The following is a 24,801-nucleotide window of genomic DNA, read 5'->3' as shown; positions in this document are numbered from 1 at the left end:
GCCGAGATACCTATCGGCTGACGAGATTGTCTCGGCAAAAGTGAAGTAAGCCGAAACTCTTGTTGAATAGTATTCGATGCACAATACGCTTCTAACTGGTCCCCAACATTCACGTTTGGAACAAGCTGCTTTTGAACGGGCCGACCAGATGGGTGCTGACCTTCTTGGCTCCGTCCTGTATATAACGCGGAATGACGCTCGTAGAAGTGAAGTTGCGGACAATTGGGCCACGACATACGACCCGCTCTGTCTTCGCGCCGAGACGCTCGATGCAGTGGTTCGTGAGTGGTACGAGCACCTTCACGGTCCGGTCCAACCACTCTCCGGACAGTTGAACCGCCGGCTTGCGGAGTACGCGCTCGACAGAACGACCGCCGAAACAGATAGCGCTCTCGCTGGTGAACCCGCCTCAGCCGCCCTCGCTGATGCGTTCAGCAGTCGTTTTTCACTCTTCGATGACGCCGGCATCGGGACTGCCGACGCACTGGCGGCAGAGTTCGAGGGCTCCGTGCTCGATGACCGTATCGCGACAGCCACTATCGACGCATACCGCCACTATCAGGATCTCCACGCCGACTCCGTCGACGAGTGGGTCTGTACCCGAGGGGAGATGTTCGACGCCGTCGCGACGACAGAGAAGTCACTCTCGGCCCTCTCTCCGGAACTGGACATCGTCATCTTATCGGGGTATCACGAGTTCCGTCCCGTCGAACGCCGCCTCATCGAACGCATCGTCGACGAACTCCCGGTGATTGCGCTGCTGCCGTTGCACCAGGATGGTCGGAACGGAGTCGATGCCGTGGCGCAAGACGCCCTAGAGGTCTATGAAGCACTCGACTTTGAGAGAGTGGATATCGAGCCCGTCGGCGGGTCCGGGCGGGCCTTCGGTACGATCACCGAGTCACTCTACCGCCCAGATCCCGACACCGTCCCTGTTCCAGACGGTCTCCGGTGGCGGGAACTCCCGACGCCCGAGCGCGAGATTCGCTTCGTCGCTCGCGAGCTCCGGACTGAGTTGGCCAATGGTCGCGACCCCGACGACCTAGCCGTCGTCGTCCCCGGGACCGAGGCCTATTCGGGGTACGTCGAGGACACGTTCGATACGTTCGACATTCCCCACGTCACGACAGCCGCCTCACAGCTGAACCGGACGTTTACCGGGAGCGTCGTTCACGATCTGCTGAACCTGGCCGAACCTGAGCCGCGTGCTGAAGACCTCACATCCTTGTTGGCGAATCCGCTGGTCGACGTCGTCGACACCCACCAAGCCAACGCGGTCACGGCAGCTGCTCGCCGGCGCGACACCGTTTCTGTGTCGCCCCTGCTCGACGATATCGACGACCAGGCGACGGCGCTGGTCGAGGATCTGCTGGCCACGCTGGAGACGCTTCGAACGGAGGACATCGAGGACGCAACCGAGACGCTTCGACGGCTGATGGACGACCGCTTCAACTTGGAGGCGGCGACGGAGGACTACGCCAGCGGCGCCGAGCAAGCCGTCGAACAGCGGGCCTACGACCTCGTGGACGAGGTTCTCTCCTCGTTCGAATCGCTGGCAGCGGTCAATAGTGATCTCTCTCCGCTGGCACTGTTCACCCGTGCGTTCGACGGCGTGCCGATCCGGGTTCCGCAACGCGCTGCTGGCGGCCACGTCGAAGTGATGGGGTTGCTCGACGCCCGGATGCGGTCGTTCGAGAAGGTGTTCTTCGTGGGACTGACGAGCGAGCACTTCCCGGTGACGCCGGAGCGACCGGCCTTCTTCGAGGAGATGACCGACGCCCATCCGCGGTTCGACACCGGCGACGAGCGCCTCCGTGGCCGCTATCTCTTCGCGACGCTGCTCGCGAACGTCGACGAACTCACGATCACCACACCGGAGACGGGCGACGACGAATCCGCCGTCGTCCGGTCGCCGGTCCTCGACGAACTCCAGCGCGTGACCGGCATCGACCCCGAAGACGGCGTCGACGACCGCGTGGGTTCCCGCGAAGACCTCCAGCGGCACGTCGCTGCAACGGCCGACCGGCGTGCGGCAGTCAGCCGCGCCGGCGACCGAGGTGACCTCTCCCCCGAGCAGACCAAGCGCACTGACCGAGGACTCCACTGTGCGGACAATAGGAGCACGGCTGGCCTCTCCGAACACGACGGCGTCTTAGAACCCGAGACAGTCGATGCGGTCTACCCTCCGTCGGAACGGGAACCCTACAGCGCGAGCCGAATCGAGCGATACGTCGAGTGTGGGTTCAAGTTCTACGCTGACGAAGTGCTCGGAATCGATGATCCCGATGATGTTGAAGTCGTCCCTACTCCCCTCGAAGCCGGGTCGTACGTTCACGGCGTCCTCGAACGGTTCTTTGCGGATCTACAGGGCGAGACCGAGGATGGCGTCGATCTCGCCGAGTTCGATCGAAACGACCTAGCGACGCACCTTCGCGAGATTGCCGTCGAGGAACTCCGGGATGCTGACTTCGAGTACGACGGGCTGTTCTACGAACGGTGGAAGGCGGAGCTATTCGCGGGCCTCACTGACGATGGGAGCGCCCCGTACGAGGCCGGGAGCAAACCCCACAACGCGCCGGAGCGAGGATTGTTCGCCACGTTCCTCGACAACGAACTCTCGCGGGACGGCGTCGCTCGCCCACACCTGTTCGAAGCCCCGTTCGGCGAGGGACTTCCCGACTCGGACGCTGGTCCGTTCACGGTTGGACGGCCGGACGGCTCGACTGTCTCGATTCGCGGGTACATCGACCGCGTCGACGTGAGTCGGGACGGCGAGCAACCGAGGCTTACGCTGTACGACTACAAGACTGGGCGGGCACCGTATATGACGAAGACGACCGGCGGCACGAAGTTCCAGCTCCCCATCTATCTGCTCGCTGCCGCCCAAGTCGTCGACGGTGATCTGTTCGAGCAGGGGGCGCTTTCAGCGACGTACTACCAAGTGCGACCTCCCAACGACCTCAAGGTTCCACGCGGTATCGAATCGAAGTTCGATTCAGAGGTCGAACTTCGTCGCTTCCTGAATGATGTCGTTCCGGAGTGGCTGGGCCAGATCGACGAGGCGATCGCCAACGGACGATTCCATACAACGCTCCTGTCGGCCCGTGGTGCGAACTGCCGATACTGTGACTACCGACGAGCGTGCGATGTCCGGCATCACCGCAAACGGGAGTTCGTCGACGAGGTTCACGATGACAACGCTGCGTACGTTCCACTCCGTGTTCGCGACGACGGGGACATCGAGGCGGTGATGAGCGATGACTGAGGACCCCGCGGAGATTCAGCTCACGGAGGAACAGGAGGACGCGCTCATCCAGGGCCGGAACGTCGCGATCACTGCCGGTGCCGGGACGGGGAAGACGACAACACTCACCGAGCGATACGTGACGATACTGGCCGAAAACCCGTCGCTCACGCCGGAGAACATCGTCACGATCACCTTCACGCGAAAGGCTGCTGCCGAACTGACCGAGCGCGTTCGGGAGGAGGTGTACGACCGGCTCAATGCTGTCGACTCACCAGAAGCCTACAACCGCTGGCGAAACGTCCTCGACGACCTCGAAGATGGCTACGTCCACACCATTCACGCGTTCTGTGCGCGGCTCTTGCGAGAACGGGCCGTCGAGGCCCCGGTCCCACTCGGCTTCGACGTGCTCGACGAAGACGGGGCCGCGACACTCCAGCGCGAAGTCGTGACCGAGTTCCTCGAACGCAATCAGGACGATGAGGATGTCGCCCTTCTCGCTCAGCTCTGGGGTCGCGACCAGTTGGTCGACATCCTCGCAGGGCTACTTGACGAACGCCCACAGAGCGAAGCCGTCCTCGATGAATGGCGTGGTGCCGACGTCGACGACTACGTCGATGTCTGTTGGGAGGTCGTCTGTGACCTCGACGTTGCCGACGCTCGACAGACGCTGTATGCGGAGGGGCTCCTGGAACAGCTACACACGGTCGCGGGCCGCGTCGACCGCGAGGGCGCTATCGCCGACGAGGACGGCCTTCGGGCCTACCGGACCCTCACCGAGGTTGCGACGACACTCCCCGACGGCCCCGAGGGAAGCGATCCCCGCGACTGTCAGCGCGCAATCCTCGAGCTGTACGAGGCCTGTGAGAAGAAGAACGGTGGCCTGTACAGCAGTTCGGGGTACGTCGTCGGTGACCGGGACGATTGGGATGAGTACGGTGATGTCTACGACGACCTGAAGGACGCTATCGACGCGGTCATCGCGGCCGTCGAACCGCACGCGGATGCAGTCGAGACGACGCCGGGGGAACTGGAAGCGAATAGCGCTCACTACGCGCTCGCCCTGATGCGGGTCTTCGACGATATCCTCGCAGTCTACACTGCCGAAAAGGACCGCCGCGATACGCTCGACTTTCCTGATGTGATCGAGACGACGCTCCAGTTCCTGCGAACCAACGATGCCGTCACGGAGCGGCTTCAAGAACAGTTTGCGGCTGTGATGGTCGACGAGTTCCAGGACACGGACCCGCGCCAGTGGGAGTTAGTCAAGCTCCTCACGGGTGTCGAGGAGGGGGCGGCGTCGAACGTCTTCCTGGTCGGCGACGAGAAACAGAGCATCTACGGATTCCGTGGGGCCGACGTGACGACATTCGGAACAGCGAGAGCAGAACTTCAGGCCGTCAACGAAGCCCGTGGTGTCGACGATGTCCCTGACAGCGAGGCCGAGAGTCCGACGGCGCTCGAACTCTCCGGGAACTTCCGGACACTGAACGAGCCGCTATCGTTCCTGAACGAGCTCTTCGAGTCCCTGTTCCAAGCAGAAGGTGATAGCCACGAACCGTACGAAGCGCCACCGCAGGAGTTGACCACGCAGCGCGACCGTGTCGAAGACATCGAGGGACTGAGCGGCAGCGTGGAGTATCTCGCTGTCCCCGACGATGCCGACACGGCGGCAGAACTCTTCGGTGACGACCACCCGGTCGCCGAAGGCGCGCTTGACCACACCATCGAGGCCGAGGCGCGAGCGCTCGCTGCTCGACTGACCCATCTGTTCAATGACCCGCCAGAAGTCCAAGACCCCGACACGGGTGTTCATCGGGCCGCTACGCCGGACGACACGGCAATCCTCCTCCGCCGGCGAACCCATCTCGACCGGTATCAGCGCGCGCTCGAGGAGTACGACATTCCCTACACTGTCGTCGGTGGCGCCGGGTTCTACGATACGCCCGAGGTCCAGACGCTCACGAACCTGCTTCGGGTACTCGGTGACCCACAGGACGACATCTCCCTCTACGGAGTGCTTCGGTCGCCGCTGTTCGGATTCGCAGATGATCGCCTCGCGCCGGCGGTCGCAGAGGCTGATTCAGTGTGGGACGCACTCGCCGAGACGGACGATCCGCAGCTGTCGGACGCGTTCGACCTCCTTTCGACGTGGCGGACCCTCAGCGGCTGCGCGACGCCATCCTCGGATGGCGTCCTCCCGTGGAACCGTCTGTTGTCCCGGGTGATCGACGACACGGGGTATCTGGCGAGCGTGAGTGCTGACGAACGCGGTCAGCAGGCCGTCGCAAACGTCGAAAAGTTCCGTGACCAGGTCCGAACCTGGAGCGAGAACGGGGTTCATACCGCTGCGGGGTTGCTTCACCGGATCGACCGCCAAGCCGAAATCGATCCCCGCGAGGGGGAGGCAGACATTCCGGGTGACGCCGAGGGTGTCCGCATTATGACGATTCATTCTGCGAAGGGGTTGGAGTTCCCGATCGTCACCGTCCCCGACCTCGGAAGTGACCTCAACTTCGGTCGCTCTATCGACGACCACGGCTACGTTCAACTCGTTTCGGGTACTGATACCACGCCCCCTGTCCCGGCGGTCGGTGGGCCGAATCCGGGCGATGCGTTCTCGATCGAGAAGACGGCCGTCCACGAGTACGCCGATCGACAGTCCCGTCCGCAGGAGCGAGCGGAATCGAAACGACTCCTCTACGTTGCGTGTACACGAACGCGGGACCACCTCCTGCTCTGTGGAACTCACGAGATCACCGTTGACGATGCCGGGACCATTGAACTCGAAGAGCCCCCTGCCTTCGACGATGCAACTCGGTGGCGAGACTGGCTTCAACCGTCGCTTCTCACTGAGGACCTCCTCCGTCGAGCGAGCCGAGAGGGGCAGGCGCGTGGACAGATCGGGGAGGCCAGCTATACGGTTCGCAAACCCCCGCGTCCGGTCGACTGGGGCCCTGACGAGGACATCGAAAACCCGGAGCCAGAGATATCGCTTCCCTTGCCGCAGACGCTGGCTTCGGCGAAACGAATCGCTGCGACGACGCTGGTAACGGCGGTAGCGGACGCATCCGGGGAGAGTCATAGTCACACGAGTGGCGAGGAGTCGGCCGGCCTGAGCCCGACGACGTTTGGAACCATCGTCCACCGACTCACCGAACTCCGCCCACCGAGAGACGAGTGGCCGACACTGATCCGGCGCCTCAGCCGGATGGCCGGCGAAGAACCGACGGAAACAGACCTCCGTGATGCCGTCGAGCACGCTGGTGATGCAGTCGAATTTGTAGACCACGTGGAGGCCAATATACACCTCCAAGCGACCTACGATGAGTATTCCGTCGTTGCCCGGCTTGATGACTCGCGGATTGTTGGTGATATCGACCGATTGCTTGTCACCCCCGGCAGCTACCGTATTATCGACTACAAAACGAACGACCTCTCAGAAGCCTCGAGTGCCGGATTGGCTGAACACTATCGACCCCAGATGCTCGCCTACGCGCTAGCGCTCCTCCAGCACGACCGGAGCCGCAGTGTCTGTGCGTCTCTTCGATTCACTGATGCCGGTGTCGAAGAGCGATTCGACTGGGACCCAGCCGAATACTCCCAGATAGAATCTGAGCTCAGTTCTATGGTTGAATTGGTTTCTGAGTGATACTAGCCCAGAAGAGAAGTGCCGCTCCCGATACAGCAGACAGGGTGGCAGTCAGTTTGGGAGAAGCTCCGGAATTTCCGCCGAAGGAATATCGTAATTGCGACGTGCTCGCTGACAGTCGACTGGACAAGACCCCTTCCGAGAGCGTGTTCGTGGCCGTGCAGCAATCACAGAACCGATAGACTGCAAGCAGATATCACAACTGTTTTTGTTACCAACTGTGTACCGGTAGGTGGGTTCTGGTCCTCGCTCCATTTCCCCCTTGAATCCGATTCAGATCATCGATTGGCCCGAGTCCAGAACCTGTCGTCGTGGATGACGACTCCGAATGGTGCGTTGCACGCCACTCCCCCCGGCTGCCCACCATTCTTTTGCTGACCTGAGTGAGGAGATGGTAGTCCTCGTGACACGTATCCAGAAGTCGTCCGCCGTCACTGCCGCGTCTTTCCAGCAGCGGTGCGGCCACAGACTGGTTCGAATATATCAGCGTGGCCCCAGTGTTAGACATCGTAATCACACGCATACAGATTGGTGTGGGGTTCACGGTTAGACAAGGTGTCCACTTCGGTATCCGTTCGCACTAGCGGCCCCGCTATCTTACCTCCTTGCGGAATGACTTGTCTCGCGACGCTGTATCCGTCGATAGAGGCACTCGCAAGACGGAGAAGGGGGAAACCAGGTTGGCAGACACTGGCGTTGGCCCCACTGGCTATATACACCCCAAATATATAAGTTTTTTGATAGTAATTCAACAATATTATGTATTTAATTGGTCGGATAATAATAGGCGATACGAGCTGACTGCTCGCCTACATTACTTTCTTGCGCAGATAGGCCGAGATGGCTTCACTGATGAGCACAAGGCCCAGAATCGAGATGAGAATCGTCAGGACTGCTTCCCAGTTGAAGTAATTGATCTCAGTCTGGAGCGGGACACCGATCCCGCCTGCGCCGACAAATCCGATGATCGTCGACGCTCTGACGTTGATGTCCCATCGAAGCGTCGCGACACTGATGAACGCCGGCTTGATCTGTGGAACGATACTGTAGATGAGCACATCGATCGGCGATGCTCCAGCTGCAGTGATCGCTTCGACAGACCCGCGGTCGATCTCCTCGATGGCTTCCGCGATTAGCTTTGCAGTGAACCCGATCGATCTGATCGAGATCGCCAGCACGCCAGCCAGGGCCCCAGGGCCGAAGATAACCACGAAGATCAGTGCCCAGATGATGACGTTGACCGAACGGGTAAACGAGATGATGAACTTACCCAGCAGGTACGCCGGCTTGTTGGGCGACGTGTTGCTGGCTCCGAGGAACGCAACCGGGATCGCCATCACGATGGCCAGTGCCGTGCCCAGGATCGAGATATTGATCGTCTCGAGCAGCGGCCCGACGATCTTCCGGGAGTATCCCACATTGGGCGGATACATCCGACCGAAGAGGTCGGCCAGCTCACGCGGGGCAGTCACGGCGTAGCCGTAGTTCACTTCCATGGCGCGCCAGGCTGCGACGAGAATGACGAGCCCAGCCAGCAGCCCGAAGAACCGGAGTAAGCGCTCACGGCGGTCGAACCGGCTCCAAGAGTCAGTGCTGTTTGACATTACTGGATCCGCCTCCGAGCGAGAGCGCTGACACCTTCACCGACCATGACAATCGCGACGATGACAGCGATAATTGCCATGCTGAACTGGTAATCGTACTTATCGAAGGAGTTCAGCAGCGTGATCCCGATACCACCGGCTCCGACAATCCCGACGACAGTGCTGTGACGGAGATTGATGTCGAGCCGGTAAATCGACAGCCCGACGATCCGGGGCATTACCTGCGGGAGAACGCCGTAGAGATACGTCTGGACGGGTGTCCCGCCGGCAGCAGTGATCGCTTCCATCTGCCCGCGATCGATGTCTTCGATCTCCTCTGCGAGGAGTTTCGCGAAGAATCCGATCGTTTTGAACGCGAGGGCAAGGACACCAGCGAGTGGACCGAATCCGACCGCTTTGACCATGATGATCGCAACGATGAGCTCGTGGAGCGAGCGCGTGACTGCAACGATGCTGCGACCGATATAGTAGACTGGCTTCGGCGAGAGGTTATTGGAAGCCATAATCGCAACCGGCACGCTGACGATGATCCCCATTGTCGTGGCGACAATCGTCATCACGATACTCTCGACGATGCCCTGAATGAGCAGCTCCCGCTGGGACGGAGTGTACGCTGGTGGGAGCATACTCGTGACGAGTTCGACACCGGCTCCGATCCCTCGAACGAATCGGCTGGGGGAGATCCGAAGGTTCCAGAAGCTATACGCGAAGAACAACAAGATAAGTCCGTAGATGAGATACTTGACTTTCTTGTTGTAGAAGACTGTGGGCCGCTCCCAAGATCCTTCAACGGCCGATCCAGATTCAGCAGCCATGTTGATTAGTCACCTCGTTCGGCAATGACGTCATCAGAGTCCGTGCTATTACCAGCACTCGGCCCTTCGCGCTCCGCAATGGATTCACCACCGCGATAGATTTCGTCTCTGGCTGCCTGATCTAGATCGTCAGGTGGGCCGTTAAAGACGATCTCACCGTCACTGAGTCCGATAATCCGGTCCGCGTAGTCGACCGCCAAATCGACTTCGTGGATGTTGATGATGATCGGGATATCGTCTTCGTGAGCGATGTCCGTCAAGAGGCTCATGACCTCCCGAGAGGTGTCGGGGTCCAGCGCGCTCGTCGGTTCGTCAGCGAGCAGGATTTTCGGCCGCTGAATGACGGCACGGGCGATACCGACGCGCTGCCGCTGGCCACCGGAGAGTTCATCTGCACGGTTGTTTTCGACGCCCTCCAGATTCACCCGACTGAGGATCTCCCGTGCGCGCTTGATATCCTCTGGTGGGAAGTTCCGACGGAACGCGTTCCACGTACTGAGATAGCCAAGGCGGCCGGAGAGTATGTTCTCCATCACCGTGAGGCGCTCGACGAGATTGAACTCCTGGAAGATCATGCCCATATCGCGACGGACATCGCGAAGGGCTGATTTGTCCAAGCCAGTCACCTCTGTATCATCGAGCAGGACACGCCCGCCAGTGGGCTCGGTCAGCCTGTTGATACTACGAACGAGCGTGCTTTTTCCGGCCCCGCTTGGCCCGATGATCGCAACGATCTCGTTACCACTGACTTCGAATGAGACACCTTTGAGTGCTTTATCACCGGAGTCGTACGTTTTTTCCAGATTATCTACAGAGAGCATTATTCGGTTCTCTTCTTAGCCTTCGATGTTATCGGTGTTGTACTTGATCTCGTTGTTCTCCTGAATCTGGAGGATGATATCGTAGGTCGTAGCGTAATCAATCTCCGTCCATTTTCCGCGACCACCGAATACCTCCGCGATCTTGGTGTCCGAGTAGTCGTAATCGAGGAATGCTGCCCTGATACCTTCCTGAATTTCTGGTTTCAGGTTGTAGCGGTAACAGAAGCTCGTTGTGGGGAACGGATTGCTGGCCCACACGACTTTGAGATTCGTCGGATCAATGTTGTCCGCCTCCGCAACACGCGTGACACAGGTGCTACAAACAGGGGCAGCATCGTAGTCGTCGTTTGCCACTCCGAGGATGCTCTGTTCGTGGCCGCCGGAATAGCTCACTTCGTAGTCTTCGCCTGGAGTGACACCCTGGTTCGAGAACAGCGCACGCGGAGCGAGGTTCCCGGAGTTAGACGACGGTTCGGCGTGTGCGACACGTTTGCCCTTGATATCTTCAAGCGACGAGATGTCGTCGTTATCCGCCTGTGTGGCGAGCCACAGCCGATATCCGAAGTCACCCTCCTTCGAGATCTGGAGCGAGAACGGGACAGCACCGGCCAGATTCACAGCGAAAGGCGTTGGCCCAGTAGAGAAACCGGCGACGTGGAGGCGTTCGGATCGCATCGCCTCAATCTGGGACGCGTACGAGTTGAGGGGGAAGTACTTGACCGATTTCCCCGTCTCTTCGGCGATGTTGTCCATCAGCGGTTGCATCGTATCCCGGTAGACTGCCGGGTCCTCCGTCGGTGTCATCGCAAACGCGATGCGGTCCGGGTCAATCAGGTCGTCTTGATTATCGGGAGTACTCTGGACGGGGTTACCGTAGCGAGGCTTCTCGCGTTCCTTCATGTTTTTCAGGTCCTGCAGGGACCCCGTTTCGAACCCCGTCTCGATGAGCGTCTGCATCAGCTGCGGGAACTCCGGGTTCGCCGGATCGAACTCGGGATAGTTGGTACTCTGTCCGGAACTACCGTCACCGCTACTGGAACCGTCACTGCTATCAGTGCTGTCACCACCAGATGAGTCGGTGTTCTGGCTACTCTCCTGAGAACAGCCTGCAACGCCTGCTGCAAGCGCAGTAGCGCCAATTTTCAACACAGATCGTCGGTCAAATGGGTTCTGTTTCATTGTCGACGCAGACATGTGCGAAACCTGGGTTAAAAAGTATTTATGTTTAAATCTGACAAAACCACAAACCCATCATGTCGAGTTTTAGACGCTCATCATATAGAAGTTGAAATAAGTATTAGAATTAGATATATGAAGGATACTGGACACTAAGCAGTGATCGAGGGCAACCATCGAGCTCCGCAGGGGCCACGGCAATATTCAAGCGAGCCTCAAGGCCAACACCTATTACCCATCAGTATATTTGTCTCCATATAGAATATAGTAGTATATAGACTATATAAAAATGACGGAACCACCGTTTGTAAGATAAGATGACTGTAATGAGTGCAATCGCGAATACGGCCGTTTTCGGAGGTATAGATGGGATAACTATCGATCCTGAGATACTACACCTTTTTATTGCAGGTGCACTTGGTATGCTGCTTGGGCTCGAACGAGAGTGGGCCAACAAGTCGGCAGGAATCCGCACGTTTACGCTGACCAGCCTGGTCGGCGCTGCCGCAATGTCGCTCAACGAGCCGATACTACTTGCTTCGGGAGGGGCACTGGTACTCGTTCAAGGAGGGTTGCTTGGGATCCGGGGCATAGTCGCACAGTGGACCGGCGAGGATAGTGAGTTGGACTCCGGGCTGTCCCTGACAACGTCGACTTCACTCCTTGTCGCGTACGCGGTCGGGATTTTGGTTGGAGCCGATCACGTCCTGATCGGCGTCATCATCGGTATAACGTCATCGTTCCTACTAGTCCTTCGAAGGGAGCTACACGACTTTGCAAACCAGCTATCGCGAGAAGAAGTACGCAGCGCCGGTGAGTTTGCGATCATCTCGTTTGTCGTGTATCCGCTCCTGCCCGGCGGAACGTACGGGCCATGGGATGCGATTGATCCGAAACTGGTCTGGATGCTCGTGATTGCAGTCAGTGGGATCGGGTTTGTCAACTATATCGTGATGCAGCGATACGGGAGCAAGGGGATCGCAGTCACCGGCTTCTTCGGTGGTCTGGTGAACTCCACTGCTGTGATCGGCGAAATCGCGGGCCGTGCAAAAGGCAACGCTGGGATCACAGAACTCGCGGTGGGAACGATACTGATCGCCGATGCGGCGATGGCAGTCCGTAATTTAGCAATCATCGTTGCATTCGTCCCCGAGTCGGCAGTCAGTGTTGGACTGCCCCTCGGCCTGATCGCGATTAGTGGCGTCGGACTCGCATATTACGATAGCGACTGGGAGGGTGATCTGGAACTAGATTTCGACTCGCCGTTTAGCAGCGCGAACGCGCTGAAATTCGGACTGCTCTTCCTCGCGGTCTTGGTTCTCACCGCCGGAGCACAGCGCATATTCGGAACAGCCGGCTTCCTGATTACGAGCTTCCTCAGCGGAATCGTATCGAGCGGCACGACGACAACGACCGCAGTAACGCTGACGTCGACTGGTCAAATATCGCCGGCAGTAGCGGCGCAGGGTGTGCTGGCCGGGACGCTCTCCAGTATCCTCGTGAAAATCGGGTTTGCAACGAGTATCAACCGCTCACTGCTAGCGCCGGTGGTGCGAAAGTCACTCTACTTGTCGCTGATCGGAATCGGCGGCGTGGTTATCAGCATCCAATTAGTATGAACGGACAGAGCTATCGGCGTGTTTCGAGGGTCGCCACGGTCCCTGCAGTGAAGAAAGCGCCTGTGATCTCGGCAGCAGTGGCTTCTGCGGAAGCGTCACGGTTTGAGACGGAGGACGCTAGATGACATACACCAGTGCAATTATCGATCTCGACGGTACAGTCTATCGCGGAGATTCGTTAGTCGAAAACGCTGCAGAGGGAGTACGGACAGTACGTAAGGCGGGGCTTTCGACGCTGTTCGTCACCAACAAGCCGATTGATCGGCGTGAAAAGTATTGCGAGAAGCTGAACGCACTGGGCATTGACTGCAGCAGTGATGGCATCATCACGTCCGCCACCGCATCAGCGGATTATCTATCCGCGCAGTATCCGGAGCGCGAAATCTACGTCATCGGCGAGGACGCCTTGGTTGCGGAGTTGCGCGCCGCTGGGCTGAAAACGACGACCGACCCAGAGCGAGCAGGCACTGTGATCGCGTCACTTGATTTCGGTTTTGATTACCAGACGCTACAGGATGCGCTAATCGCACTCACGGAGAACGACGCGCTTTTCATTGCGACTAACCCGGATCGAACGTGTCCTGTGGATGGCGGTGAGATACCCGATGCAGCGGGGATGATCGGGGCAATTGAAGGAGTAACCGGGCAGGAATTGGACCAGTTGATCGGCAAGCCGTCCAACGTCATCCTTCAGATGGCGCTGGAACGCCTCGGTAGTGAGCCGGAGCACTGTCTCATGATCGGTGATCGCCTCGGGACAGACATCAGAATGGGAAACCAGGCCGGGATGGAAACGGTACTGCCACTAACTGGCGTTACCAGTACGGCGGAGTTAGAAGAAAGTGACGTGAGTCCTGACCACGTTGTGACCGACCTTTCAGAGCTGGCAGCGATCGTAGAACACGGACAGTAGGTCCGGAAAAGGGAGGGAGTAACTGTTTCCAGCGGTCTCGATACCCCAAAAGTTCAGTCGAGCACGCCGGGGTAGTCAGCGATGATTCCGTCAACACCGGCCTCGACGAGCTTCTCCGCCTGATGCCATGTCGTTATCGTGTACGGGATTACCTTCCGACCTTCCTCGTGAGCGGTCTCGACCAGATCGATCTCGGCGAAATCCGGGTCTTCGAGGTAGTAGTCCTCGTTGAAGAAGGGCGTGTTCATGATCATATTGTACGGCGGCTGGATGTACTCCGCGTCCAGGTCACGGACGACAGAGAGACCCTCTTCAATTGAGTCCCAGAGCAAGTACGCTATCGGAACCTCGGAGTCTGAGTTACGAACGGACTGCAGCGCAGCCTTTTCGAACGACTGGACGATAAAGTCGTTCTCGTGATTGGAGAGGACATCAAGTGCCTGTTCCGTAAACGGGTCCCAAGTTTCGACGGCAGATGCTGACGCATCATCATCGGGAGAGACACCCGCAGCTTTCCACTCGATATTGAGCGGGATACTGTCCGGCGTCGCTTCGACGAACTCGTCTAATCGAGGGATCGTCTGACCGCTGTCACGGATTTCAGCGTTCAGAACCGTCTGCACGTCGTTCTCCCAGACGTATCCGGATTCGTCTGTTAGGTCGTCTAGCTTATCGTCGTGGAAAACGACGATTTCGAAGTCCTCACCCTTCCAGGGTTTCCCGCCTGCAGGCACGAGATCGCATTCCATCATATCGGTATTGTACTCGTGACTGCTAGGACCGCCGTACGCTGCCTGCTGAACTGCGGCGATGGTGTTTTGCGGATATAGACCCCGGTAGCCACGGTGTGCAGCGAGGATCGGTGAGGAAGCGATAGGCGGTTCGGTACTGCTGTGATCGTTTTCCCTGCCAGCCGCAGTGCCCACGATGGACCCGAGTGCGACAGCAGACGTACTCTTCAGCACGGTTCGACGGCATATGTCTGGTATTCGAACCATTCCGTGGCCTATTACCTACACAATCTATATATAACTATTGATTGCACATATCAGTATATACCGTTGCGTTTTCTTGAGTTTATTTTGGTTATACAGCGGTAGAAACGGTTGTAGAGTGGAGGTATATATTCATATATAGCACAAATACCGGATGTATCTCCGGCTTTGTTGTGTTTAGACTACATTTAACAAGCGAATCGGACGGAAATGAGCTTGCACAGCGTTCTCGCTAGCAGCGGCTCTGAGACAGCGTTCTGCCACTATCCCTTGTGGTCGATTCCAGTCGTCGCGTTCGAGACGGCCGCAGCACCGGATCGAGCCGAAGATGTCGGTGCCCTCGCGTCAGTCGGAGGATAGAGAATCAGTCAGAAAATCTAGAGAGTGCTATCGATGGGACCAGTTTCTTCGGGTGGTTGCGCCGCCGCTGCGTGATAGATGGCCTCGCCCGTCTGTGGGTCGAACAGGTGGAGCCGCTCGGTCTCAACTGTCAACGTAACTCGGTCGCCCGGCTCGACGGCCGTTCGGGGTTCGGCGTGTAGTTTGAACTCCTGATCGCCGGTCCGACACTCCAGCAGGAGGCTATCACCGAGCGGTTCGGTGACGGTTACTTCAGCGTCGAACGAGCTTCGGTTGGCCGAATCAGCCACCGAAAGGCTCTCCGGCCGAACGCCTAGCAACGCCTGACCTCCGGCGGCTGTTTCCAAACCGTCGCCCTCGGGTAACGGGATGCGAAACGTCGGCCCGACGGCCTCGTATCCAGTCCCATCACGGGAGAGATCCACGGAGAGCATGTTCATCGCGGGGTCGCCGATGAACTCCGCGACGAACCGAGTCTCGGGGTAGTCGTACAGCCGCTGTGGGCTGTCGACCTGCTGGATGCGGCCGTCGTTCATCACCACCACCCGGTCACCGAGCGTCAGCGCCTCTGTCTGGTCGTGGGTCACGTAGATTGTGGTAGTGCCGAATTCGCTGTGGAGTTTCGCCAGTTCAGCCCGCATCTTGATCCGGAGTTTGGCGTCGAGGTTCGACAGCGGTTCGTCCATGAGGAACACCTCCGGGTCCCGGACTAATGCGCGACCGAGTGCGACTCGCTGTCGTTCACCGCCGGATAGCTCGCCGGGCGTTCGGTCGAGCAGGTCGTCGATGTCGAGCACCGATGCGGCTTCTGCCACCTGACGGTCGATCTCCTCGTCACTGAAGTCACCGGCCGACTTCATGCCGAACGTGATGTTCCGGCGCGCGGTCATGTGCGGGTACAGTGCGTAGTTCTGGAACACCATCGCGACGTCCCGGTTTTTCGGTTCGACGCCGGTGACGTCCTGATCGCCCATCCGGATATTGCCGTCAGTAGCCTGCTCCAGCCCGGCGATCAGCCGGAGCGTGGTGCTTTTGCCACAACCACTCGGCCCGACCACCGTCACGAACGCCCCGTCCGGGATCTGGAGGTCGATATTTTTCACGGCGACGACACCATCGAATTCCTTTCGTACGTCCTGTAAGGTTACGTCAGTCATAATTTCCTCTCATTTTTGTTGAATCGTGAACGTCTCCAGCAGCTGTCGTCGGAACAGCACTAGCAGCGCCAGCGGTGGCAACAGGGTCAGCATCGACCCGGTCATCACCATGGACCAGGCCACTTCACCGGTGCTGGCCTGGCCGCGAAGCAGACTCAGCCCGACCTGTGCGACCTGCAGGCTCTCAGCGTTGATGATCACCAGCGGCCAGAGGTACTGATTCCACGTGTAGACGAACATGATCACCGACACGCCCACGAGAACGGCACGGGACATCGGAATCAGGACAGACCACAGGAACCGCAATGGACCGACACCGTCAACCTTCGCCGTCTCAACGAGTGAGGCTGGAATCGATAAGAAGTGCTGGCGCAGAATGAACACGGTTGTCGCGCTGGCCAGATACGGGACCGTGATCGCGAAGAAGGTGTTACTCATGCCAAGCTCCGTCGTCAGGCGATACAGCGGCACAAACCTGACTGGGACCGGGAGCAAGAGAGTAAAGAGGATAAACAGGAACACGGCGTTCTTGTACGGGAATCTGTAGTAGACGATCACCAGCGCGGCCAGCAGCGACACGATCAGTTTCCCGACGACGACGGCAACAGACATCAGGAACGAATTGAGCATAAATCGCCAGAATTCGAGGCCGATGAGCGCACGCCGGTAGTTCGACAGCGCGTGGCCGCCGGGTGCCAGATCGCCGATAGACGTAACGATACCCGCCCGCTTCGTGGAGACGAGCGCCGCGATCAACACTGGCAGTACGATCAGGAACACGACGGTCGCTGCGAGCATGTGCAGCGTGAGCTGCTCCGTCTCGAATCGCTGGAGGCGTTCACTGGTAGTTCGTCCCGCAGACCGGGAGCGCTCAGCAGCGGCGGTCAACGCAGTAAGGAGTGAGCCGAGCATCTTATCCTCCGTAGTAGGCATATCTGTCGCTCAGCCGGAACTGACCGTACATCAACAGCCCAACAGCGATGAACAGCACAACGGACTTCGCCGAGGCGAATCCAAACTCGTAGAACTGGAAGGCGGTCCGGTAGAGGTCATAAATGAGGATATTTGTCGCACCGGCGGGCCCACCTTTCGTCATGAGATCGACCATCGGGAACGTCCCGAAAAAGCCGTAGATCGTGTTCATGATGACCAGAAACACGAGCGTCGGCGAGATGATCGGGACGTACACGCGCAGCAGTCGCTGCGTTCGGGAGACGCCGTCGAGCTCGGCGGTCTCAGTCAGCGACTCGGGGACGTTGCCGAGCGCGGCTGTCATGAAGATAACATTGTACCCGATCTGCTTCCAGACTGCCGCAATCAGTACGACAACAAACGCCTGCGGACCGTTGCTGAACCAGTTGACATTGACGCCAAGGGCCTCGATGTAGCTCGTGAAGATACCGATGTTCGGGTGTGCAATAAACAGGAACACGAGCCCGGCGACGGCCGGCGGCAGTGCGTACGGCCAAATAACCGCCACCAGATACAGCCCCTTTCCGACATCAATCTCGTGGATAAGGAAGGAGACACACAGGGCAACGGCCATTACGCCGACGACGACACACACAGCGAACAGCACCGAAATCAGGACGCTCCGGAGATACTCCGAGGAGCTGGCTAACCGTCTGTAGTTCTCGAGCCCGACGAACACGTCACCTCGGGCAAGCGAGGCCCGGTACAAACTGAGTCCAACTGCACGGACCGTCGGGTAGTAGAGGAACACCAGCGATACGACCATCGTCGGTAACAGCAACACGCCGGCCTGCAGGCGGTCCGTAAAGACTTCGCGTGTGGACATTAGCTGTAGTATCGGTCCAGTTCGTCTTCGACGGCCGATTTCAGCTCGGAGAGTCCCTCGTCGACGCCGACATCGCCACTGAACAGCTCGACTGACATATCCTGAATTGTTGTCTGGACCTGTCGAGCTGGACCGATGAGCATCCGTTTCGTCGCCGGCGTGCTCTCGGCCTGTGTCAACTGGTCGAACGCGGTTCGGTACATCGGGTTCTCCGCAAACCAGCCGTCGTTTTCGAGCTGCTCGACAGCGCTCTGTCGAATCGGGTAGTAGCCAGTCCCCTTGTGCCAGGTGATCTGTGATTCCGGTCGTCCCATGAATTCGAGGAAGCTGCCGATGTCGTCCTGGCGCTCCTGTGGCAGTCCGGAGGGAACGAACCACGAAGCACCACCGATAACCGGCCCGGTTCGATCGCCGTCAATCGTCGGGTAAAATGCGTTGTCGACCTCGAATCCGTTTTCCTCTGCGCCGGAGCGGATACCAGTGACCGATGCCGTCGAGGTCATCAACATAGCGGCTTTCCCGGTAAGGAATGTGGACGTTGCTTCCCCCCAGGCCTCGATTCCGGGGTTGCTGAACAGGCCGTTATCAGCCATCTCGTGCCACCACTCATACAGCGACCGAGCCGTGCTGTTGTCCGTGTGCATCGTCGTCGGCTGGCCGGCATGGCCGTTCTCGGCGTCGAGTAGCGTCTGTCCGTCGACAGAGTAGAAGTGCTCGACGAACCAGACGTGGTTCGGCCAGGTGAGCCCAGCTTCGGTGACCCCTTCGTCGACAAGCGTCTGTGAGTAACTACGCACTTCCTCAAGCGTTGTCGGCGGGCTGTCCGGGTCGAGCCCGGCTTCCTCAAACGCCGACCGGTTGTAATAGAGAATCGCGTTGGAGTTGTTGAACGGCATCGATGTGAGCGTATCATCGATGGTGAAAAACGAGGTCACGTTTGATAGAAAGTCATCGACCGGGTAGTCGTCGGAGAGCAAGTTCTCGACGGGCTCGACTGCGTCCGTATCGAGGACTTGCTGGGCGAACAGACTGTCGATCTGGAAGACATCAGGGACCTCGCCGGAGTCGAGTGCGCTCAGTGTGTTCGTCAGCACTCCCTCGTAAGAGTCCTGAAAAACGAGGTTGGCGTTGATATCTGTCTCGGACTGGAACTGGTCGACTAACCCCTGCAGCGTCTCACCGTTGGTCCCACCCATAGCATGCCAGATAGTGAGACTGTCTTCGTTGACTGGCCGGACACTGGCACCGCTACTACTGCTACACCCGGCCAACCCCACGGTCCCAACCGTGAGTGCAGTCCCCGATGCTTTCAGAACCGACCGCCGCGATACATGGTCGTACCCGCCACCACTGTGAACCATATCCTGTGCGACCAAGGCATGAAAGATGAATGATTATAATTTCTCTCTATAGCAGACAGTACGCGTATATGGGCGTCATAACTGAACGATAGACGTAGCAAGTGAGCGGCTGGCTTCCGGTACTCCGTGCGTTTGGTGACTCTCCCAGTCACGCCAGAGTGACCACATTCGAAGCGTGCTTCGAAATTGCAAATTTATTATCTTTTCACTCAAAGAGGACTGGTTCGGCGTATGCTGAACCAGCCGTTAATTGTCTTATCCGCTTACCGAATGGTGTGACACTGTTCGACGGAACTACACTCAACGAGTTGTCGTTAGACAACCGAGTTGGCCTCGCGCCGATGACACGGGTGAGCGCCACCGACGACGGCCATGCGACGGCGGAGATGGCACAGTACTATCAGCGGTTCGCTGACGGTGGGTTCTCGTTCCTTATTACAGAGGGGACGTATCCAGACAACGCATACAGCCAGGGGTATCTGAACCAGCCAGGGCTGGCGACCGACACGCAAGCGGCGGCCTGGAAACAGGTTACCGAGGCAGTCCACGACGCTGGTGTCCCGATCTTCGCCCAGTTGATGCACGCCGGGGCACAGAGTCAGGGGAATCCACATATCGACGGGGAACAGACGATTGCCCCGTCGGCGGTGCAACCGGAGGGACAAAAGGCCGAAGCCTACGGCGGGAGCGGTGAATTTCCTACGCCCAAAGCAGCCACGGTCGATGAGCTAGCCGATATCCGTGACTCGTTCGTTACCTCGGCACAGAACGCCATCGAAGCGGGGTTCGATGGTGTCGAAATCCACGGTGCAAATGGGTACCTGCTTCACGAATTCCTCTCGGCAGAGTTCAATCAACGTGACGACGAGTACGGCGGTAAGCCCGCAAACCGGGTGCGCTATCCGCGTGAGGTTGTCGCCGCGATTGACGAGGCGACACCTGCCGATTTCGTCGTTGGCATCCGTGTCTCACAGTCGACCGCCCTTGACGAGACACACCGGTGGCCCGAAGGCGAGGACGCCGCAGCGGTGTTTTTCGATGAACTGTCGGCGGCTGGTGCCGACTACATCCACGTTACTGAACCCGATGCGACCACGCCAGCGTTTGGTGACGACGGACCGACCCTGGCCGGTGCCGCAACTGAGTACGCCGCCGATGAGACAGTCATCATCGACAACGGCGGGCTTGGAACGCCTGACGCAGCACGCGAGAAGGTCGATGCCGGTGCCGACCTCGTAACGCTGGCGACGAGCGCACTCGCCAATCCGGACTGGCCTGACAAAGTCTCGGAGGGTGAGGAACTGACTGCATTCGACCCTGCTGAGTTCCTCGCTCCGTCCGCAGAACTCTCGGAGCATGAACTGCAGACAGGCGGTGCCTCGGCCGACGACTGAAGCAGTCTGGACACCCAGTAGTTGAGACTGGCGCTCTCAATGCATACAGGCTAATTTTCCCGCAATTTCGTTCAGCGAGATGTTGACCGGATCAGCTACTCAGTAGGTTTGCAGATCTTGCACAGAGTCTGCACCTGAGTCAATCAGATTGGCTTGACGGATACGCGCTCTGTATCGAACAAACCGTTGTTCTATTCAATTTCTGTCACAATCGACGTGCAAGACTCTGAGGCACTATTACATTGCCGTCGTTGCTTCCGGCTCTCTCCTGCTGAATCAGCTGTTTAGTGCGAGGTCAAAGTCGGCCTGACCTCCGCTAGAGCGGCGGCGTCATCTGTACCGTGTGGTAGCTTTTCCGGCCGAGAAGCCGAGTTCCTCTGCGACTGTCACGGTGTTTTCATCCGTTTGCGTGAGGGCGACTATTTCATCGACAGAATGTTTCTACAACGAGAGAGTGGCCGCAAGGCGTGCCCAAAGCTTTCATGTGTTGCTTGGCCAATCGTAGACGATGCGCCCTCCAATAAACTGGCAAGTCATGGGACTGGTAGCCATGATACTCTTGGCCGGCTGTATTGCCCCGGAAGCCGGTACTGACATCTCAACACCGGCGTCCACTTCCCAATCTGGCGGTACTGACATCTCAACACCAACGCCCACTTCCCGATCTCCCGGTACTGCCACCTCAACACCAGCGTCCACTTCCCAATCTCCCGGTACTGCCACCGGTGTGGTCGCAGCTGAGAACAAAGAGGTGCGACTGATAAATGACTGGAACCAGAGCGTCGACGTACAGCTCCGTATCATCCGGCTTGCAACGGACGAGACTGTCCACAACGAGAGCTACACTCTGTCACCTGAGTCACGCCGGACCGCATACAATATCAGTAGCGCTGACACCGATGGCATCGAGTCCTTCGAGGTAATCGTCACAGCCCGAAATGTGACGGCACGTGACACGTTTTCCAACGATGCGTGTTATGGTGATATTCACGTGCCGGTCAGCTCCGATGGGACGTTCGATGGCCCCCTCTACAGTAGTATCTGCTAACCCTGTACTGACTACTGTCCACTCATATTGCTTAGCGATATTGAGAGCTGTATGTGTTTTCTCTATCACCAGTTAGACGAATCCAGAGCTTCGTGAGACGATTGAGGCAGCTGCGCGGATAATTCTGATTAAAGCCCAGAACGCAGGTGTTGCTGTTCCGCGCGAACCAGAACGGAACTTCCTGTCAGAGGACGACGAAGCGGACAACTCAGACACAGACGATCAAACCATCCTCAACAATACGGGATCGATTACGGACCACATCGGCCGCATCGTTTTGGCGAGCGGTTGATCTGCTCGTGCAGGTAGAGTTGACCGGTGAGTATGAACACCCACCAATTGTGACAGCGGACAATACGCTAACGCTGTTGAAGAAGGAAACTGGAATCGGGTAGAGAGGGTCTTCTCCCCGTAATTGAGCGACTTTGAGTGGCTACGCTGCCGGAAGTCGTCAAAATTCGCGTGTATAGTTGGTGGTTCAACATGATTGGGCGTTTGGAGAGCAATCTGAGTCAGTTTCCGTTCACTGGAGCGGCCGAAACCACGCATCACAGCTCCGCGAAACCCGCTGTAGTCTCAACTTCACGGACACCAGACACCGCGACACGATAGCCGATCCGGTGGCCGATTCGGGAGTGGATTAGATCACAACGGGCGATCACGGTGGCACCTGCGATGCTATGTACGGGGTTCGACGGTCCAATATTTCAACTATCGAGAAAATAGGAATGACTAACTAGGCCCGCAGAGATATGGGAGGTACAGATGCCAGAGCCAGTTATCGCATCGGTCGGTGCCTCACCACTCGGCCGAACAGACCTCCCGGGCCGTGACCTGTTTTCGGTCGCGCTTGCGGAGGCGTTCGACGACCTGCCCGACCCTGCCGACATCGTCGAAGCGGTGTACGTCGGCAACCAGTCGGAGACCTACGAACACCAGATTATGCAGGGGACGCTGCTGGCCGAGTGGGCCGGCCTCCGCCACGTCCCCGCAGAGCGAGTCGAGGGGTGTGCCGCCGCGGGCGCGCTCGCGCTGCGGCACGCAGTCAAGGACGTCCGCAACGGCGAACACGAGGCAGTGCTCGCGTGCGGCGTCGAGAAGATGACGTCCGCGGGCACCAGCGGCGCGACGGACGCGCTCTCGGCGGCGTTCGACCGCGCCATCGAGCAGCGGTCCGGCATCACCGCACCCAGCCAGTACGCACTGCTCGGTCAGCGCTACCTCCACGAGACCGACGCCACAGAACGGGACCTTGCCGAGATTGCAGTGAAGAACCACGCCAACGCCGCTCGCAACCCCCGGGCGCAGTTTCCGAAGGAGATCGACGTGGCGACCGTGCTGGAATCGGACCCCGTTGCCCCGCCGCTGAAGCTCTACGACTGTGCGCCGGTCGGAGACGGTGCCGCCGCCGTCCTCGTGACGACCGCCGAGATGGCGGCCGAGCTTGACCAACCACAGGTGCGCGTCGCGGGCACTGGGGCTTCTGCGAACAACATCGCGGTCGCTGAGCGGGATATGACCGACATCGCGGGCGCTCGCGTTGCTACCGAGACGGCTTACGAGGAAGCAGGCATCGACGCCGCGGCCGTCGACATCGCGGAGGTCCACGACGCTTTCACCGTTTGCGAGGCGTTGCTCGCGGAGGCCGCCGGCTTCGCTCCCGCAGGAACGGGCTATCAGAGCTACCTGTCACCAGCGGAGCGAGCTGACGGCTGGACGGACGTGCAGTTGAGCCCGAGTGGGGGACTGAAGGCCCGCGGTCACCCTATCGGTGCAACCGGGCTCCTGCAGGCGCTTGAAGCCTACGAACAGCTCACGGGCGTTGCGGGCGACCGGGCCGTCGAGGGTGCTGAGACGGCCCTGTTGCTCAACGAAGGGGGCGTTGGGGATGCGGTTACCGTTGGTCACGTGCTCACGACGGCGGAGGCACCATGACCGGCAACCTCGATGCCAGCCGAGACAGCATGACTGACGGCGGCCTCGATGCGACCGACCCGCGGACGCTGCCGGGCTTCTTCGATGCGCTCGCCACTGGCGAACTCCTGGGCGGGGTCTGTGCGGACTGTGGACAGGTTCTATTGCCGCCACGACCGGCCTGCTACGCCTGTGGCAGTCGCGATGTCGACGTCGAACCACAGTCCCCCGAGGGCCAGATCTTCTCGTACACGGCGGTCCACACGCCGCCGCCGGCCTTCGAAGCGGACGCGCCCTACACGGTCGCCGTCGTGGAACTCGCGGACGGTGGCCGCCTGCTTGGGCGCGTCGCCGCCGACTACGCCGATGTCACCATCGGGGACCCGGTCGAACTCACGGTGCGTGAGCCGACGGCCACAGAGCAGGAGGTCGCTCTTGACTACGAGACCGACTGGCCGGTTCACGTCTTCGAGCCGCGGTGAGAGACAACCGTCTCTACTCAACTGAAAGTAGCGGTAGCCACCCAGCAGTTTTGACAGGAATGGATCCACACCCCCACCCCACTGGTTCCGCTGTTAGGAGATAAATAGACGGCACCACCCCCATGGGAGGGGGTGCTTTGCTATTTTGTGTTAACGTCCTGCGGCTATGGTTTCTTTCCGAGGCACTTGAAGTTATTCACTAGCTCTAGAAATATTCAGGCTGTGATCTGGATGGGTCACCACCTACTTTCAGTCCTAACAGCGGAACCAGTGGGGTGGGGGTAGAGGTCAAAGAGGTATCCCAAGATACTCGACCTATTCAGGCTGGAGAAACAGCGTGGTCCTACACCGTACACCCCTTTCTATCGAGCTAACAGCGGAAGTAGTGGGGTGGGTGTGTCGCCCCACAGATCCCGCGAAACCCTGCTGTCTAACCACTCGCAGTTAC

The 24,801-nt window shown here is 58.9% G+C and carries 17 protein-coding genes and 1 pseudogene; 9 read left to right on the top strand and 9 right to left on the bottom strand.

Going from position 1 to position 24,801, the window contains the following annotated elements; all coding sequences use genetic code 11:
- Positions 1–76 precede the first annotated feature (76 nt).
- Positions 77–3,265 (top strand): PD-(D/E)XK nuclease family protein, encoded by a 3,189-nt coding sequence (locus AV059_RS00970; protein WP_195156598.1) that lies wholly within the window; start codon positions 77–79, stop codon positions 3,263–3,265.
- Positions 3,258–6,896 (top strand): exodeoxyribonuclease V subunit beta, encoded by a 3,639-nt coding sequence (locus tag AV059_RS00965; protein WP_058991482.1) that lies wholly within the window; start codon positions 3,258–3,260, stop codon positions 6,894–6,896. Before AV059_RS00970 ends, AV059_RS00965 begins: the two co-directional genes overlap by 8 nt.
- A gap of 809 nt (positions 6,897–7,705) precedes the next feature.
- Here the strand turns inward: AV059_RS00965 and phnE (AV059_RS00960) are convergent.
- Genes phnE (AV059_RS00960) through phnD form a run of 4 tightly spaced genes read right to left on the bottom strand, consistent with a single transcriptional unit; the run spans position 7,706 to position 11,330 of the window.
- Positions 7,706–8,500, bottom strand: coding sequence for a phosphonate ABC transporter, permease protein PhnE (gene phnE, locus AV059_RS00960; RefSeq protein ID WP_058991481.1), 795 nt, complete (start codon positions 8,498–8,500; stop codon positions 7,706–7,708).
- Positions 8,500–9,315: a phosphonate ABC transporter, permease protein PhnE gene (gene phnE / locus AV059_RS00955; RefSeq protein ID WP_058991480.1), complete on the bottom strand. Its 816-nt coding sequence runs from the start codon at positions 9,313–9,315 to the stop codon at positions 8,500–8,502. Before phnE (AV059_RS00955) ends, phnE (AV059_RS00960) begins: the two co-directional genes overlap by 1 nt.
- Before the next feature lie 5 nt (positions 9,316–9,320).
- On the bottom strand, positions 9,321–10,136 hold the full coding sequence (gene phnC / locus AV059_RS00950; protein ID WP_058991479.1) for a phosphonate ABC transporter ATP-binding protein: 816 nt from the start codon (positions 10,134–10,136) through the stop codon (positions 9,321–9,323).
- A gap of 15 nt (positions 10,137–10,151) precedes the next feature.
- Positions 10,152–11,330, bottom strand: coding sequence for a phosphate/phosphite/phosphonate ABC transporter substrate-binding protein (phnD, locus tag AV059_RS00945; protein ID WP_195156597.1), 1,179 nt, complete (start codon positions 11,328–11,330; stop codon positions 10,152–10,154).
- Between the two features lie 299 nt (positions 11,331–11,629).
- On the opposite strand from phnD, the gene AV059_RS00940 reads away from it, so the two are divergent.
- Together AV059_RS00940 and AV059_RS00935 are read left to right on the top strand one after the other, a co-directional pair.
- Complete coding sequence (locus AV059_RS00940) at positions 11,630–12,931, top strand: MgtC/SapB family protein (RefSeq protein ID WP_195156596.1); 1,302 nt, start codon at positions 11,630–11,632, stop codon at positions 12,929–12,931.
- 121 nt (positions 12,932–13,052) lie between these two features.
- A complete protein-coding gene (locus AV059_RS00935; protein ID WP_058991477.1) occupies positions 13,053–13,844 on the top strand; it encodes an HAD-IIA family hydrolase in 792 nt (263 codons plus the stop codon).
- Between the two features lie 53 nt (positions 13,845–13,897).
- Here AV059_RS00935 and AV059_RS00930 read toward each other — a convergent pair whose 3' ends face one another.
- The 5 genes from AV059_RS00930 to AV059_RS00910 all read right to left on the bottom strand — a co-directional run bounded on the left by AV059_RS00930 (position 13,898) and on the right by AV059_RS00910 (position 19,350).
- A complete protein-coding gene (locus tag AV059_RS00930) occupies positions 13,898–14,842 on the bottom strand; it encodes a glycerophosphodiester phosphodiesterase (protein WP_228841674.1) in 945 nt (314 codons plus the stop codon).
- A gap of 374 nt (positions 14,843–15,216) precedes the next feature.
- Positions 15,217–16,356, bottom strand: a complete 1,140-nt coding sequence (locus AV059_RS00925) for an ABC transporter ATP-binding protein (RefSeq protein ID WP_058991476.1) — start codon at positions 16,354–16,356, stop codon at positions 15,217–15,219.
- A 9-nt stretch (positions 16,357–16,365) separates the two neighbouring features.
- The gene (locus tag AV059_RS00920) at positions 16,366–17,268 is read right to left on the bottom strand and encodes a carbohydrate ABC transporter permease (RefSeq protein WP_058991475.1); all 903 of its coding nucleotides are present in this window, start codon (positions 17,266–17,268) and stop codon (positions 16,366–16,368) included.
- Between the two features lies 1 nt (position 17,269).
- A complete protein-coding gene (locus AV059_RS00915; RefSeq protein ID WP_058991474.1) occupies positions 17,270–18,154 on the bottom strand; it encodes a carbohydrate ABC transporter permease in 885 nt (294 codons plus the stop codon).
- Positions 18,154–19,350, bottom strand: a complete 1,197-nt coding sequence (locus AV059_RS00910; RefSeq protein ID WP_058991518.1) for an ABC transporter substrate-binding protein — start codon at positions 19,348–19,350, stop codon at positions 18,154–18,156. The genes AV059_RS00915 and AV059_RS00910 overlap by 1 nt, the downstream gene beginning before the upstream one ends.
- Positions 19,351–19,790: 440 nt before the next feature.
- On the opposite strand from AV059_RS00910, the gene AV059_RS00905 reads away from it, so the two are divergent.
- From AV059_RS00905 to AV059_RS00890, 5 genes and pseudogenes are all read left to right on the top strand, one after another.
- Positions 19,791–20,909 (top strand): NADH:flavin oxidoreductase, encoded by a 1,119-nt coding sequence (locus tag AV059_RS00905; protein WP_058991473.1) that lies wholly within the window; start codon positions 19,791–19,793, stop codon positions 20,907–20,909.
- A 727-nt stretch (positions 20,910–21,636) separates the two neighbouring features.
- Positions 21,637–21,957 carry a hypothetical protein gene (locus tag AV059_RS00900; RefSeq protein WP_058991472.1) on the top strand — a complete coding sequence of 107 codons (321 nt, stop codon included), beginning with the start codon at positions 21,637–21,639 and terminating at the stop codon, positions 21,955–21,957.
- A 272-nt stretch (positions 21,958–22,229) separates the two neighbouring features.
- Positions 22,230–22,352 (top strand): annotated as a pseudogene (locus AV059_RS23110) (transposase); the annotation flags it as partial.
- A 370-nt stretch (positions 22,353–22,722) separates the two neighbouring features.
- A complete protein-coding gene (locus tag AV059_RS00895) occupies positions 22,723–23,892 on the top strand; it encodes a beta-ketoacyl synthase N-terminal-like domain-containing protein (RefSeq protein WP_058991471.1) in 1,170 nt (389 codons plus the stop codon).
- 29 nt (positions 23,893–23,921) lie between these two features.
- On the top strand, positions 23,922–24,353 hold the full coding sequence (locus AV059_RS00890; RefSeq protein ID WP_058991516.1) for a Zn-ribbon domain-containing OB-fold protein: 432 nt from the start codon (positions 23,922–23,924) through the stop codon (positions 24,351–24,353).
- The last annotated feature ends 448 nt before the right edge of the window (positions 24,354–24,801 follow it).

This window comes from Haloarcula sp. CBA1127, from assembly GCF_001485575.1.
GTDB lineage: Archaea > Halobacteriota > Halobacteria > Halobacteriales > Haloarculaceae > Haloarcula.
Note: the sequence above shows the minus strand (reverse complement) of the source record. Positions and strands in the feature narration are given on the sequence as shown.